This window comes from Halomonas sp. MCCC 1A13316 (assembly GCF_014931605.1).
In the GTDB taxonomy this organism is placed as follows: domain Bacteria; phylum Pseudomonadota; class Gammaproteobacteria; order Pseudomonadales; family Halomonadaceae; genus Halomonas.
Window position 1 is genome coordinate 712888 of sequence record NZ_CP053382.1, and the last position, 13902, is coordinate 726789.

12 protein-coding genes are annotated in these 13902 nt (G+C 62.8%); 5 read left to right on the top strand and 7 right to left on the bottom strand.

Annotated features, from left to right (window positions below; genetic code table 11):
* Positions 1 to 45: 45 nt before the first annotated feature.
* The 5 genes from HNO52_RS03315 to HNO52_RS03340 form a co-directional block, all read right to left on the bottom strand.
* Complete coding sequence (locus tag HNO52_RS03315) at positions 46 to 1362, bottom strand: glycerophosphodiester phosphodiesterase family protein (protein WP_197567756.1); 1317 nt, start codon at positions 1360 to 1362, stop codon at positions 46 to 48.
* Positions 1363 to 1449: 87 nt separating this feature from the next.
* On the bottom strand, positions 1450 to 1992 hold the full coding sequence (locus HNO52_RS03320; RefSeq protein ID WP_232090503.1) for a LysE family transporter: 543 nt from the start codon (positions 1990 to 1992) through the stop codon (positions 1450 to 1452).
* An 84-nt stretch (positions 1993 to 2076) separates the two neighbouring features.
* Positions 2077 to 2388 (bottom strand): hypothetical protein, encoded by a 312-nt coding sequence (locus HNO52_RS03330; RefSeq protein WP_197567758.1) that lies wholly within the window; start codon positions 2386 to 2388, stop codon positions 2077 to 2079.
* A gap of 476 nt (positions 2389 to 2864) precedes the next feature.
* A complete protein-coding gene (locus tag HNO52_RS03335; RefSeq protein WP_197567764.1) occupies positions 2865 to 3863 on the bottom strand; it encodes an NADP-dependent oxidoreductase in 999 nt (332 codons plus the stop codon).
* Between the two features lie 36 nt (positions 3864 to 3899).
* Positions 3900 to 4211: a hypothetical protein gene (locus tag HNO52_RS03340; RefSeq protein WP_197567766.1), complete on the bottom strand. Its 312-nt coding sequence runs from the start codon at positions 4209 to 4211 to the stop codon at positions 3900 to 3902.
* 273 nt (positions 4212 to 4484) lie between these two features.
* On the opposite strand from HNO52_RS03340, the gene HNO52_RS03345 reads away from it, so the two are divergent.
* Positions 4485 to 7772: an AsmA family protein gene (locus tag HNO52_RS03345; RefSeq protein ID WP_197567769.1), complete on the top strand. Its 3288-nt coding sequence runs from the start codon at positions 4485 to 4487 to the stop codon at positions 7770 to 7772.
* Positions 7773 to 7909: 137 nt separating this feature from the next.
* Positions 7910 to 9097, top strand: coding sequence for a GGDEF domain-containing protein (locus HNO52_RS03350; RefSeq protein ID WP_197567770.1), 1188 nt, complete (start codon positions 7910 to 7912; stop codon positions 9095 to 9097).
* 19 nt (positions 9098 to 9116) lie between these two features.
* On the opposite strand, the gene HNO52_RS03355 is transcribed toward HNO52_RS03350, so the two are convergent.
* Together HNO52_RS03355 and HNO52_RS03360 are read right to left on the bottom strand one after the other, a co-directional pair.
* Positions 9117 to 10586 carry a dihydrolipoyl dehydrogenase gene (locus HNO52_RS03355; protein WP_197567772.1) on the bottom strand — a complete coding sequence of 490 codons (1470 nt, stop codon included), beginning with the start codon at positions 10584 to 10586 and terminating at the stop codon, positions 9117 to 9119.
* A 96-nt stretch (positions 10587 to 10682) separates the two neighbouring features.
* A complete protein-coding gene (locus HNO52_RS03360; protein ID WP_159549396.1) occupies positions 10683 to 10871 on the bottom strand; it encodes a DUF3008 family protein in 189 nt (62 codons plus the stop codon).
* Positions 10872 to 11223: 352 nt separating this feature from the next.
* Between HNO52_RS03360 and HNO52_RS03365 the strand changes: the two genes are divergently transcribed.
* The 3 genes from HNO52_RS03365 to HNO52_RS03375 all read left to right on the top strand — a co-directional run bounded on the left by HNO52_RS03365 (position 11224) and on the right by HNO52_RS03375 (position 13609).
* The gene (locus HNO52_RS03365) at positions 11224 to 12537 is read left to right on the top strand and encodes a putative bifunctional diguanylate cyclase/phosphodiesterase (RefSeq protein WP_197567774.1); all 1314 of its coding nucleotides are present in this window, start codon (positions 11224 to 11226) and stop codon (positions 12535 to 12537) included.
* A 97-nt stretch (positions 12538 to 12634) separates the two neighbouring features.
* Complete coding sequence (locus tag HNO52_RS03370) at positions 12635 to 12832, top strand: tautomerase family protein (RefSeq protein WP_197567775.1); 198 nt, start codon at positions 12635 to 12637, stop codon at positions 12830 to 12832.
* Between the two features lie 15 nt (positions 12833 to 12847).
* Positions 12848 to 13609, top strand: a complete 762-nt coding sequence (locus HNO52_RS03375; protein WP_197567777.1) for a creatininase family protein — start codon at positions 12848 to 12850, stop codon at positions 13607 to 13609.
* Positions 13610 to 13902 lie beyond the last annotated feature (293 nt).

Below are 13902 nucleotides of genomic sequence, written 5' to 3' on the forward strand. Positions count from 1 at the left end.
GCGAAAGGCCAGCCGGCAGATTGAGCTGCCTGCTGGCCATGGCGTTCAGCCACGCTTGGCGATGCAGTTGGCGTAGAAGCTCACGGTGGCAGGCCAGTCACTGAACACGCCGATAACGCCGACATCCTGCACCAGCGCGTCGAGGGTGATCAGCTTGTCGCCTTCGCGTCGAATGACGTCCTCTGTCGTCTGGTGATACCACTGGCCACCTTCGGCCAATGGGCCGGAGCGCTCCAAGGTCCAGGTGATCAGCTCAAGCCCCGCCTCGCTGGCGCGCTTGGCGTACTCGGAAGGCACGATGCGGCTATCGCCCTCGTCGAATTCGGGGTTGGCAGCCAGTAGCATCCAGGTCGGTGGTGCGAGAATTTGCACTCCACTTTCGGCCAGTTCCTCCATGCTTGGCGACCAGGTGTCGGGATTGGCATGGTCGAAGTTCTCTTCATCGTAGCGCCCGTCCAGATAGACCGCCTGCGCGCCGAACTCGGGTTCGTTCTCGATCCAGTAGCGGACGTCATCGAGATTGAACGACTGGGCGAAGACATCGCCCGGCGACACGTCCGCCTCCTTGTACTCATCGACGAGTTTCTGCGCGTAGTCCTCCTGGCTCATGCCGTTGAAAGGCATTTCCACCTCGGGTGCCTTGAGCTCGGGGGTCATTTTCACACCCAGCTCCTGAAACAGGGCAATGGTTTCGGCATGGCTCATCAGGGTGCCGCGCGTGGCGTAGAGGTCGGTGCGCCAGCTTGGCGTTCCGGGCAGGTACTCCTCGATGCTGCGCGCCTCCAGGTTGGCGCCTTCCATGGTGCCGCGCAGCGTGCGGAACTCGGCCAGAGAGATGTCGCTGGTACAGCAGCGTATGTCCGCGGCGTTGCGCAGCTCACCGCTCTCAGGGTCGATTTCCGGCGGTACGCTGCACTTCTGGGCCAGCTCGGTCTCCACGATGTTGGTGGTGTAGTGCAGGTCGCACTGGGAGTGGCGGCACACCAGCTCGTTGTCACTGGTGAAGGTCACGTCGCATTCCATGATTCCTGCGCCGCTCTGAACGCCGGCCAGGTAGGACTCCAGGGTATGTTCGGGAAATTGCAGTGCCGCGCCGCGATGGGCGATGGAGAGCTCCGTTGGCTGCCAGTCGGTATTCTGGGCGGCACACTCGAGTAGTTCGGCCTTCAGTTCGCGCTCGCGCTCGGTTTCCTCACTCATGTCGTTGACGAGAAACAGGGGGCGTGGGCCGAGCGTGACCTGGCTTACCGCTTGCAGCAGGGCATCGTTCCACGCGGGGGTGTTTTCGGTCGTATCCTGAGCCAATGCCGAGCCGGCGGCCAGCAGGCCCAGGCAGGCCAGGGTGGGCAGTGTCTTGTTCATGGCGTGTCTCGCATTCTTCCTTGTTGGCGTGGGCCGCAGTTGATGCCTGCGGCCAGACTTGAGCGTAGCCATGCGCAGCGGTACGGGCTAGCGCTCCGTTATTGCCAGGCGCACCGCCAGGGCGAGAAAACCCGACGCGAAGGAGCGGCGCAACCAGGCGAGAACCTGCGGACGTGCCAGGACTCGCTGACGTGCGGCCGCCGCGCTGAGGCCATAGACGATAAACACCGAAAATGTCATCAGCATGAAGGCGAGGCTCAACTCGAGCATGTGCATTAGCGAGGGCTCGCTGGCATTGACGAACTGCGGCAGGAAAGCGAAAAAGAACAGGGTGAGCTTGGGGTTGAGCAGCACACCGCCATTGATCAGTCGTCTGGCCGGCAGGGGAGTCTGGTCTATGGCGGGGAGTGCGATACCACGCGACCTCAGCACGCTCCAGGCTATATAGAGCAGGTAGGCGACACCCAGCAGCTTGAGCAGTTGGAACACCGTGATGATGTCGCCGGCCATGGCATCCACCCGGCCGATACCGCTCCAGGAGCGCTGCCCACCGGCCGCGATGAGGCCGATGCCGTACTGGTCATGAGAATGACGCGGAAAGACCCGGGTCGAGGCCAGGCTCAGCGCCACCAGGCCATCGACTCCCGTGGCGTGTGACGCAAGACACCCCCACCCGGCGATGCCGAATGGGGGCGTAGGGCAGTAACGTAAATTTCAGCGCTGCGGATGCTGCTCGAACAGTTCGGCCTTGGCCTCGCGCATGACGTCCTCGCAGGCGGCCTGATGCGCGAGCTGGGTCAGCAGGCTTTGGGTCACTGCGAAGCCCTTGCCGAGACAGGTATCTACATCTTCGCGACTCAAGTGGGGAGTCACGTTGTAATCGATCTTGATCGTTCTGCCACTACCGTCCAGCTTGTCGGCGCAACTACGGATGAACCAGGCGAGGCGCTCGCGCCAGCCGCTTGTCTCCTCCTTGCCTTCGTTCACGCTGAACGTGCACCGCCATTCAGGTTTGTAGACTCGCATGAGGACCTCCTGCACTGGCTAAGTTAAGAATGATCGATCGTGATGTTGGACTCCGCTTCTTCGACAAAAATGCTCTTCCAATATACTGAACTTGTACCGAACTTTCACGGGCTGTGCAGTTTCGCTACGCCTGCCAGAGTGACAGTTTTCAGGCTCGTCGCGCAAGAAGTATGAGAGACCTGACGCGCTGGGCATTCACTTCTCATATCGGCGCGAGCGGAGAGAACCTGAGCAGTCGCTCAGGAAGATTTGCTGAATTGCGGCCGAAAAGGGCGACTTGGCGGCTCGATGCCCACAGTCTCCTCTGGAGGCCGAGGGCCGTGTGTCGCAAAGTCCTCCTTACTGCGTTGGCTGGCTTATGCAGCCTAGGAAGAAGGCAAAGGAGAAGCCAAGCGGGTAAAGGTAACCATTGGCTGGCTTTTGGTAACGGCAGGAGCGCAAGGTCGCCGAGCTTTTTCGCCCGCTGCCGCCGACTTCTATAGCCGTACCAGCATTTTGCCCCGATTGGCTCCATCGAAGAGATTGAGAAAGGCGTCGGGAGTGCGCTCCAGCCCCTCCTCAATGGTTTCCTCGTAGTCGATCTCGCCTTGGGCGACGCGCGGCCCGACCTCTTCGAGGAAGTGAGGGTATTCGGTCCAGTGGTCGAAGATGATGAAGCCCTGCATGCGGGCGCGTTGAATCAACAGGTTCGCCAGGTTACTCGGACCCGGCGCAGGCGCCTCTTCGTTGTAGCTCGAAATGAATCCGCATATGGCGATGCGTGCGCCGACCTTGAGATTGTTCAACGCCGCTTCGAGGCAGTCACCACCTACGTTCTCGTAGTACACATCGAAACCTTCGGGGCAGGCCTCCTTGAGGTCGGCACTCAACTGCCGGGCATCCTTGCCCTTGTAGCTCACGGCGCGAATATCGTGCTGCTCCAGCCATTCGAGCTTGTCCGCCGCACCGGCTATGCCGACCACGGTGCCGCCCCTGGCCTTGGCCAACTGCACGGCAAGCGAGCCCACGGCGCCGCTGGCGGCGCTGACCAGCACGTTATCGCCTTCCCGCAGGTTGGCAATACGATTGAGCCCCGTCCAGGCGGTCATCCCCGGCATGCCGAGCACACCCAGATAAGCCTGTTCGGGGATCTGCATGTCGGGCAGAGGTTCCAGCACGTCGCCCTTGAGCTGGGCGATATCCCGCCAACCCGCCATGTGGCGCACCTTGTCGCCGGCCTTGAAATGAGCATGACGCGACTCGATCACCTCTCCGATGGCGGCGCCTTCCAGCGGGGCATCAAGCTCGAACGGTGCGACATAGGTCTTGACCCCGCTCATGCGGCCCCGCATGTAGGGATCGACCGAGAGCCAGCTGTTGCGAATGCGCACCTCTCCATCGTCCAGCCCCGGCAACTCCTGGCTGCGCAGATCGAACAGCTCTCTCGACGGCGTACCTTTCGGATAGTCGCGAAGGGCGAAATAACGTGTCTGCATGTCGGCTCCTTGACTTGCTTGCTGCTGTATCAATCGTCAGCGTGGCGGTCCTTGCTCGAACAATTCGGCCTTGGCGTCTCGCATTACGTCTTCGCAGGCCGCCTGTTGCGCCAACTGGTTAAGTAGGGAGTGAGTGACCTCGAAACCCTTGACCAGGCAGGTATCGATCTCTTCGGCTGTCACTGTAGGCTCGACGTTGCATTCGATCGTCACCGTGCGACCCTTGCCATCTAGCCTGTCGGCCCAGCGACGGAGACGCCACGCAAGCCTCGAACGCCAGCTGGCCGCCGCGCCGGCAGCTTCGTTCACTGTGAAGGTACAGTGCCATTCCGGCTTGTAGATTTTCATACGAACCTCCCGTTCCGGCTGGGAACATCCCGCTGCCTCTCCTTGTTTACCGTGCGTAACGGTCGAGACGTCCATGACTTCAGCATAGAAGCTTTATCGGCTTGGAGCAGGTTAGCGAATGTGAAGGCTTGCTAAGGAAACGCTTCACGAAGGGACGGAATTTGTCGCAAGCCCCCTGAACGAGCAGACATCGCAAGCGGAGACGGTATTGGACCGATTCCACGTCTCTGTCCATGGTTAGGGTATTGCTCATTCACAACCATGGATGGAATGGTGAACAAGGTCGCTCGTCTAATCTCCATGACCGTGGGGGCGCTGCTGCTGGTACTGGTGGCGGCGGCGCTGTTTCTCGAAACCGGCTGGTTTCGTGGCTGGCTGGAGGATCAGGCCAGTGAACAGCTGGGACGCAAGGTGACCATCGCCGAGCACGGTATCGATTGGGGCTTACCGCTGACCCTGCGGCTCAATGAGGTGCGCGTCGCCAATGCGAGCTGGGCCGAGGATCCCATGGCCCGCCTCGAGGAACTGTCGGTGACCCTGGACGTGGGCGCCCTGCTGCAGGGCAAGATCGAGCTGGAGCGGGTCGACGTCAACCGGCCGGAGATGTTCCTGCTGCGCCGGGAGGACGGAACCACCAATATTGATGACCTGCTGGAAGGGGAGCCGACCGAAGAGCAGGACATTCCCCTCTGGCCCAAGGCTTTCAATATCGATCGAGGGCGGCTGGTATTTCGCGATTCGGGCCGGGACGTCGAACTCGACATGGCGTTCTCCACTCCCGGCGAGAGTGTGGAAGAGCTGAGCGCGGACATCCGCGGGGAAGGCCATGTCCAGGGCGATGCCGTGGCGTTCCAGGGCGTGCTGCACTTGGAGATGGAGGAGCGCCGTGGTGCCATCGAAGCGTTCCAGGGGCGTCTCGGAGAGAGTCGTCTGCACGGCAGTCTCGCGCTGGATCTCGGCCGTGACGTACCGCGAATGCAGGCTGACCTCGATGTCGACGTGCTCGATCTGAACCGCTGGAGTGAACTCTTTACCCAAGACGAACGCCAGGTTGCCGCTCAGGAGCGCCCGCTCATGGAGAGGCTGGAGAGGCTGCGCTCCTTCGAGGCTGAGGTCGTCCTTTCCATCGGACTGCTGCGTGCCGCCGAGCGAACGTTGCATGACGTCGTGGTGCGCGGAGCGCTGCGTGAAGGCGAGCTGGCGATCGACCGGCTGCAGGCCAGGGAACCACTGGGCGAAGGCGAGGAGCGGTCGATCCACCTCCAGGGGCGGCTGGACGCGGCGTCTGCCGAGGACGAGGCCGCAAGCGTCGAGCAGGGACGCCTGAGCTACCGTGACACGGCCCGCAAAATCGAGATCGAGGCGAGCTTCGAGGCGCCCGGCGACAGTGCCAACGGGGCCGCTGGGGACCAGCGCTTGAGCGTGCAGGGCGAGGGGCGGCTACAGGAGGACAGTGTGGCGTTCGAGGGGCTGTTGCGTCTCGATGTCAATGCGTGGCGAGGCGGTATCGATGGGTTCGAGGCGAGCATCGGTGAAAGCCACCTTGAAGGTAGCCTGGAATTCGACCTTGGGCGCGATTCCCCCTGGCTCGCTGCCGAACTCGAGGGTGATGCGCTCGACCTCGACCGCTGGGGGCTGTTCGAGGAGGAGCGGGCGCGCGAAGCACCGCGCCAGGAAGAAGCGCAGCAGGAAGGGGAGTGGGATCGGCAGGTGGTTCAGGTGCTACAGGGCCTGGAGGCGTTCGAGGGTGAGTTCGACCTGGCGCTAGGGCAGTTGCACTATGCCGGCCAGACCCTGTATGACCTTGCCCTCGATGCAACGCTCGAAGAGGGGCGGCTCTCCATCGCCCGCTTGCAGGCCCGGCAACAGCTCGATGACGAGTCGCCTCGCTCGTTGAGCCTCCAGGGCTGGCTCGAGGTCGACGAGCAGCGCCTGGTGGCCGACCTGCAGGCGCAGTTGGATCGCATCGACCTGACCGCGGCGCTGGCCCCGCTCGGGTTCGGCCCGCTGGGTACACTGGATGGCAATCTCAATACTCGCGTGGTCGACGGTGGATTGTTGTTCGAGAACACCGCGCTGGACTACCGTGCCTCGCATTGGGGCCTGGCGCTCTCGTTCACTGCCGACACCCGCACGGAGGGCGTGGAAGGGCAGCGTGTGCACCTGGTCGGTCAAGGCAGCTACGAGCAAGAGCAGTTCGATTTCGATCTGTTGGTTGGCCCGCTGCTTGACCTCACCAATCCCGACGCGGCCTATCCGATTTCCGGCGAGCTGGCCAGTGGCGACACCCGGTTATGGATCGATGGCAGCGCGGTGCAGCCCTTTGCCCTCGAATCGCTGGAGGGCCGCGCCCGTCTCGAGGGGCCCAGCCCGGCTGAACTCACCGAGCTGACCGGCATCAGCCTGCCCGAGCTGCCGCCCTATCGGGTCAGCGGCTACGTTCGCTACCGGGACGACCTGCTCAATGTCGATGGCCTCGAGGGTACCTTCGGCGATAGCGACGTTGCCGGCGACGTGCGCATTCGCTTCGGCGAGCGGCCCAAGCTATGGGCGACCCTGGAATCGCAGCAGCTCGAGGCGGATGACTTGCTGCCGATACTGGGCATGTCGCCCGAAACCGGCACGGGCGAGACGGTTTCGCCCGAACAGCAGCAGTGGGAAGCGGAGGAACGGCGCGCAGGGGTACTGTTCCCCGATCGTGAATGGAACCTGGAGGCGCTGCGCAACACCGACATCGTGCTCGATTACGAGGCGGCCGAGGTTCAGGCGAAGCGGGTGCCGTTCAACGATATGGCAGTGTCGCTGGAGCTGGATCGCGGTGTGATGACGGTCGATCCGCTGCAGTTGGGGCTCGGCGGCGGCGAGGTACGTGCCAGTTGGCGGCTGGATGCCCGGAAAGCGGCCATCGAGGGCGTCTTGCAGCTGGCGCTCGATCAGATCAATCTCAAGGCGCTACTCGACGAGGCCGGGCTCCCCGACGTAGCGCGGGACTCACTGGGCGTATTCGGCGGTCACGGCGATTTCAGTTACCGTGGGGGCTCCATGCACGAGGTCATGGCCGGGCTCGATGGGGAGTTGGAGCTGGCGATGTCCCAGGGCTGGCTGGACATCATCGCCGCCGAGCTGCTGCCGCTCAACGTGGCCAATGCGCTGGTGGCGGCTCTCGCTGGAGAGGAGCAGGTGCAGCTGGAGTGCACCTATGTGCGCTTCTTGGTCGAGGAAGGCCTGGCCGAGCTGGAGAATTTCTTCATGGCCACCGAGATCGCTCACTTCGAAGGGGCCGGGGCCATCAATCTGGAGACAGAGAAGATGGACATGGCATTTCAGGGCCATAACCTCGATCCCACCCTGTTCACCGGCAATTCGCCGGTGGAGCTGAAGGGCTCGCTGCGCGAGCCGGAAGTGAACGTCGTTACCGAGGAGTTGATCGCGCGTGGTGCCCTGTCGCTGTTGGGCGCCCTCGTGGCACCGCCCTTGGCGATTCTGCCGTGGGTCGACCCGGGCGGTGGCGAGCAGGTCGGCATGGGCTGCGAGCAGGCGCTCTCGGCGTTCAAGGAGTAAGCCGGGATTTCCTCGCATGCGTTTGCCTGACAGCCTCATTTTAATTAACCGGTAAACGCTTCATTACGTTACGCTGTGCTTGGCCTCGTCCGTTGGAGCGCAGGCCGATATGGCAAAACGTGATGGGCGAGGTGTGAATGAACAAGCCAGAGCGGATCCTGGTGGAGCAGCATCTTTCCCCAGCCAATGACGGCCCGCCGAAGGGGATCAGGGGGCTACTCCAGCGCTTCTGGCGCGACCTGATGACCTCGGGCGGGCGCACCTATGAGAGCTGCCCCGACTACTTGCGCATAACCCTGCTCAATCTGGTGCAGAGCGCCAGTATTCTGATCTGGGCGCTGTTCCTGCTGCTGATTGTACTGGGCGTGCTGGAGTTCACGCCGGGTCGCCTGGCCATCGACATGGCGGGACTGGTGATCGCCATTGGCGTCATCTTTGGGATGCGCCAAGGGTTGGCCGTCTCCCGGGCAGCCCACGTCACCCATCTGTTCCTGTTCGTCTCCTTGCTGGGGTTGTCGGTCGTTCGAGCCGAGAATCCGCTGACGATGACGTTGCCGCTTATCTACCCTGCCCTGGCCTTCCTGCTGCTCGATGACATCCGCCGTGGTTTAGCCGGCACCTTGCTGATGACGGCGGGCCTCAACATCCTGCTGTCCTCGGGTTTCGGCCCCGATCTGGGTGATAACGCCATGCTGCTCGACGGGGCCTTGACCATCACCGTGGTGATGCTGTTCCAGGCGGCTGTCATGGCGCTTTACGTGCACCATCGCAAGCAGGCGATCTCCATGCTGCGTGCCGTCAGCGTGAAGCTCAACGAGCTGGCCAGTCACGATCCACTGACGGGGTTGTACAACCGGCGTACCTTTATCGAGGTGCTCGAGCGCGAACTGTCGCGGCGCGATGACGATGACCGCTCGCTGGCCTTCCTGCTGTTCGACGTTGATCGCTTCAAGGCCTACAACGACGTCTACGGCCATCCTCAGGGGGACGAACTGCTCAAACGCCTCGCCGACGTGACCACTCAGGTTTTTTCCCGCGGGGAGGATGTGGTATTCCGTCTCGGAGGCGAGGAGTTCGGCGTGGTGTACCGCACCGATACTCCCGAGCAGGCCGCAGAAATGGCCGACCAATTGCTTGCTGCCATCGAAGCCATGGGCGAGCCGGCGCCCGCCGGACCTCACGCCAACGTCTCCGTCTCAGCCGGGCTCTGCCTCGTGGACAAGCGGCGTGAAGCCAGCGCCAACCAGATCTACAGCCGCACGGACCAGGCGCTTTACCGTGCCAAGGAGGCAGGGCGAGCCCGCTGGATGTACGCTTCCGTGTGATCCGGAGCAAGGCAGCCCTTTACCCGCCGGGGCCGTACTCCAGGCACCGCTCGGTCATGGCCGGGCCCTGCAGCAGCGCACTGTTGAGGTCGCGCAAGGCGCTGCGCAGGCCCTCCTCCAGCACCGGGTGGTAGAAGGGCATCTCCAGCATGCGTTCGACCCCCATCTTCTGCTCCAGCGACCAGGCCAGCAGGTGAGCGATATGCTCCACGCGAGGACCGAACAGTTCGGCACCGAGGAACTGGCCGGAACCGTGCTCGGCGTACAGGCGCATCAGGCCGCGGTTCTGGCGCATCACCACGGCACGGCCCTGATCCTCGAAGGTGGCCTCTCCCTCGGCGACACCGTCGCAGCCGAAGCGCTGTGCCGCTTCGTCGCGGTTAAGCCCCACCGTGGCCATCTGCGGGTCGGTGAAGGCAATCGACAACCGCGTGCTGCGATGGCCGGCGCGGCGCTCGGGGTAGCGGCCGGCATTGTGCCCGGCGATGCGGCCCTGCTGGTTCGCTTCGTGCAGTAGCGGCAGCTCCTGGCTGGCGTCCCCGGCGATGAAGATATGGCTGCCGGCGCCCTCGTTACCGGCCTGGCGGCACTGCATGGTGAAGCGGTTGTAGTCGGGAACCCCTTTGCCATCCAGCCGCAGGCCGGCATTCTGCAGGTCGAGACGGTCGAGGTTGGGGCGGCGTCCGGTAGCGGCCAGCAGGTAGTCGAAGCGTTCGGTCAGGCGCCGGCCGCTGTCACGCTCGTGAAAACGGACCGCCACCTGGCTTCCATCACGTTCGATGGACTCGATCTGAGCCGCGGAGTCCAGGTAGAACTCACCATTGAAGGTACGCTCGGCGTAGTCGCGCAGTGCCGGGTCCTGGAACGGGCCGAGTGAACCGCTCTTGCCGAACATGCGCAGCCGCACGCCCAGGCGGGCGAGTGCCTGGCCGAGTTCCAGGCCGACGATGCCGGAGCCGAACACGGCCACCGATTCGGGCAGGTCTTGCCATTCGAAGATGGCGTCGCTGTCGACCAGACGATCGCCGGCCGGAGCGAAAGCCTTAGGGCTGTGGGGGCGCGAGCCGGTCGCGATGACGATGGCCCGGGCACGCAGGCTTAGATCGTCGCCAACGTGTAGCGTATGGGGATCCTCGAAGCGGGCGTGGCCCATGATGCGATTGTCGGGCTCGATGCGCTGCATGGAGTCGAGCACGCTCTCGACGAAGGCGTCGCGTTGACGCCTGACGCGGGCCATGACGTCTTGTCCGTTGACCTCGATGCCTCCGACCTCGATGCCGAAGCCTGCGGCCTCGTGTGCCTGATGGGCCGACTCGGCGGCAGCGATCAGCAACTTGGAAGGCATACAGCCTACCCGGGCACAGGTGGTTCCGGGCTCGCCACCCTCGATGAGCACTACCCGGTCATGATACTGCCTGGCCGATTGCCAAGCGCTAAGGCCGGCCGTGCCGGCCCCGATTACGGCAACATCCACATCGCGTTCCAGCATCGCGAGTCTCCCTGGCCTACTGGCATAGGCTGAATGGCCTGCAACAACTTAAGCCTAGACGCCATTTGCGGGGAGCGGTCAAAACCGGCGTTGGGCTCACGACTTGCGATTGTGGGTAGGCTTGTCCTTCTGGCTGGTGGAAGCCATTTTCTCGAGTTCCTTTTCATCCATCGACTCGTACATCTGCTTCGACGCACCTTCGAGTTCGCTGACCTTCTTCTCTCCGCGCTTGGCGGCGAGGGCGGCGCCGGCTGCCATTTGCTGGGCTTCTGATTTGGCTGGCATGGTTTGTCTCCTTCCATAGACATTCAGCGGTTCAGCACATTCCAAGCTCCTAGTCATGAAGCTAGCCTGAGAAGAAGAACATCGCCGTTTCAGTGTGTTACAGGGCGGAGCGGTTGCGTAATAAAGGGAACATCGTTCTTTAATTACAGGTGACTGAGAGCATTGAGAAAATAAGTGAAGTACGTTTTATTGTGCTTACAAAATCCCTTTTGACTACAAAGCGTTTTGCATGATATTTGGACAGAGCAAGATGATAACGACAACGACCTGGCGTGAGTTCAGTGAGTTAATCGGTATTAGTTGATTCATATCTTACGAATAAAAGCGTTACATCCGCGGGGAAGGGAGTCTCATGCGCCAGCTTGCCATCCAGAACCGATCCCAGGATCCGGTCAGCCAGTCCTGTCATGATGAAGTTACCGGCCTGGCGACACGCCGCCACGCCGAGCAGCTTCTGGCCTCACTGCTCGCACATGCCGCCGAGCAGGGCACCAAGGTCGCCGTCCTGCACATCGATATCGATCGCTTGAAGGAGATCAACCATTCACTGGGCAGGCCCATGGGCGATGCCTGCCTGCGCCTGGTGGCACAACGGGTCACCGAGGTCATCGACGTCAAGGGCAGTGTCAACCGGCTCGACAGCGACGAGGTGATGGCGGTATTGGCCGACGTGACGACCCTGGAGGCAGTCATTCCCCTCATCGAGCGGCTGCAGGAGCGCACTCGTCAGCCCATCGAGCTCTCCGGGAGAGCCCTCTTCGCCAGTTGTTGCATCGGGCTTGCGCTGTATCCCGACCATGGCGGCACGGTTACCGAGCTCATGCGTCACGCCAATCTGGCCCGGCGCCGAGCCCAGGCCCGGGGGAGCATGCAGTATTGCGTCTTCTCGCATGACCTGCTCGACGATGGTCCCGACCGCATTACGCTGCGCTGCGAGCTGCGCGATGCCCTGGCGCGCGGCGAAATGGAGCTTCGCTATCGCCCCTTGCTGTGCGCACGCAGTGGCCAGGTCGTGGCGGTGTCGGCCCAGCCCCGCTGGTGTTCGTCTCGTTTCGGCGTGCTGGAGGCGGCACAGTGGATGCCTGCTGCCCGGGAGAACGACCAATTATGTGAAATCTGCCCCTGGGTGCTGGCCAGCGCTTGCCGGCATGCGCGGTCATGGTACGAGGCCGGCTCGGGGCTGCGGGTGGTGGTCGGCGTGCCGGCGGAAGGACTGGTGGGCAACGTGCTGGTCGAAAGTGTTCACGCCGCGCTCGAGGAGAGCGGTCTGCCGGCGGGGCTGCTCGAGATCGAGCTGACCGAAGGCGGACTGATGCAGGACCCTGACCACGCCAGTCAGGTGCTCGAACGGCTCAAGGCGATCGGCGTGCGGCTCTCCATTGATGGCTTCGGCAGAGGCAACTCCATCCTTGGCCACCTGAGTCTTTTCCCCATCGATACGCTCAAGCTCGATGCGCTGTTCATCGACAATTGTCTCGACAACCCGCGCCGCCAGGCCATCATTCGCTCTGTCATCGGCATGGCCCACGAGCTGGGTGTGCGCGTGGCGGCTAGCGGGGTCCGTTCGCGTCAGCAGGTCGACTTCCTGCGTGAACAGGGCTGCGACCTGCTGCAGGGTAGCCTGTGGTCGCGTATGGAATACAGCGACCCGTCAACTGAAGAGTAGCGGTGCCATAAAGCGTGCAAACAGGCATGTGGTTGCGGGAAAGTCCCGTTGGGTCGACCATTGAGGCTTTCCATGAGTCGCCATGACAGGAGCCGACATGCCCATCGTGACCATCCAGCAGTTCCCACGCGAACTGGCGCAGAAGCGCGAACTCGCTCGCCGTATCACCCAAGCCTTCGCCGAGGTCTACGCGGTTCCCGCCGAGAGCGTGCAGGTGTTCTTCAGCGAAGTGGACGGCGAGAGCTGGGCCAAGGCGGGCGTGATGGGCTGCGATCGTAGCGGCGCACAAGGCTGATCTCGAGGAGGCGACATGCGACTGCAGCACGCTACCTGGCAGGAGGTCGAGACCTACCTGCAGCGCGAAACCGGCATCATCGTGCCGATCGGCTCCACTGAGCAGCATGGCCCCAACGGTCTGGTGGGGACCGACGCCATCTGCCCCGAGACGGTTGCCTGGGAAATCGGCGAGCGTCACGGGGTGCTGGTGGCGCCGACCCAGAACCTTGGCATGGCTCAGCATCACCTGGCATTTCCCGGCACCATCAGCCTGCGCCCCATCACGCTGATGGCCGTGCTGCGGGATACCGTCACGTCGCTCGCGCGCCACGGTTTCACCCATGTGCTCTTCCTCAACGGCCATGGCGGCAACATCGCCAGCCTGAGTGCGGCATTCGCCGAGATCTACACCGAGCGCAGTATGGGCTTGGGGCCGCAGCCTGCCGGTGAGCTCCACCTCACCACCAACAATTGGTTCGCCGGTCCCCGGGTGCGCGAGCTGGCCGAGTCGCTCTACGGGGGTGCAGAGGGTACCCATGCCACCGCCTCGGAGGTGGCGCTCTCCTGGTTCGCCCGACCCGAGGCAATCAAGCAGGTCGCCATGTCGCCGCGCATCGCTCCCCGTGGCAGCGCCCAGTGCGATGCCGACGAGTTCCGCCGCCGTTTCCCCGACGGCCGCATGGGCTCGGACCCGAGCCTGGCCAGTGTGGAGCATGGCCAGCGCCTCTTCGAGGCAAGCGTGGCCGACGTATGGGAAGCCTACCGGGCTTTCACTAGGCCGATCACCGGGACATGAGCGAGCGGATAGGGCCAGCCAAAGCCATGTGCATGTCTTCAGAGTAAATAACCCCAGGCTGGTGAGCATAGCGAATGTCTGTGTCGCGCTTCGTATGTAGCCGCCTGCGGTAGAAAGGTAACGTTTGTTGACCGCTCATTGCGCCAGTGTGAAGCCGGGCGCAAGCCGCTCCGATATCAATTGACACACCTCTCACGGGTACTATTTTGCGAGTGTCAGCCAAGTTTCGAGTCTCGATTGGACTGGTTGCATGGTGCTCCCTTTCGGAGAAATGGTGACACACGGCAATACAT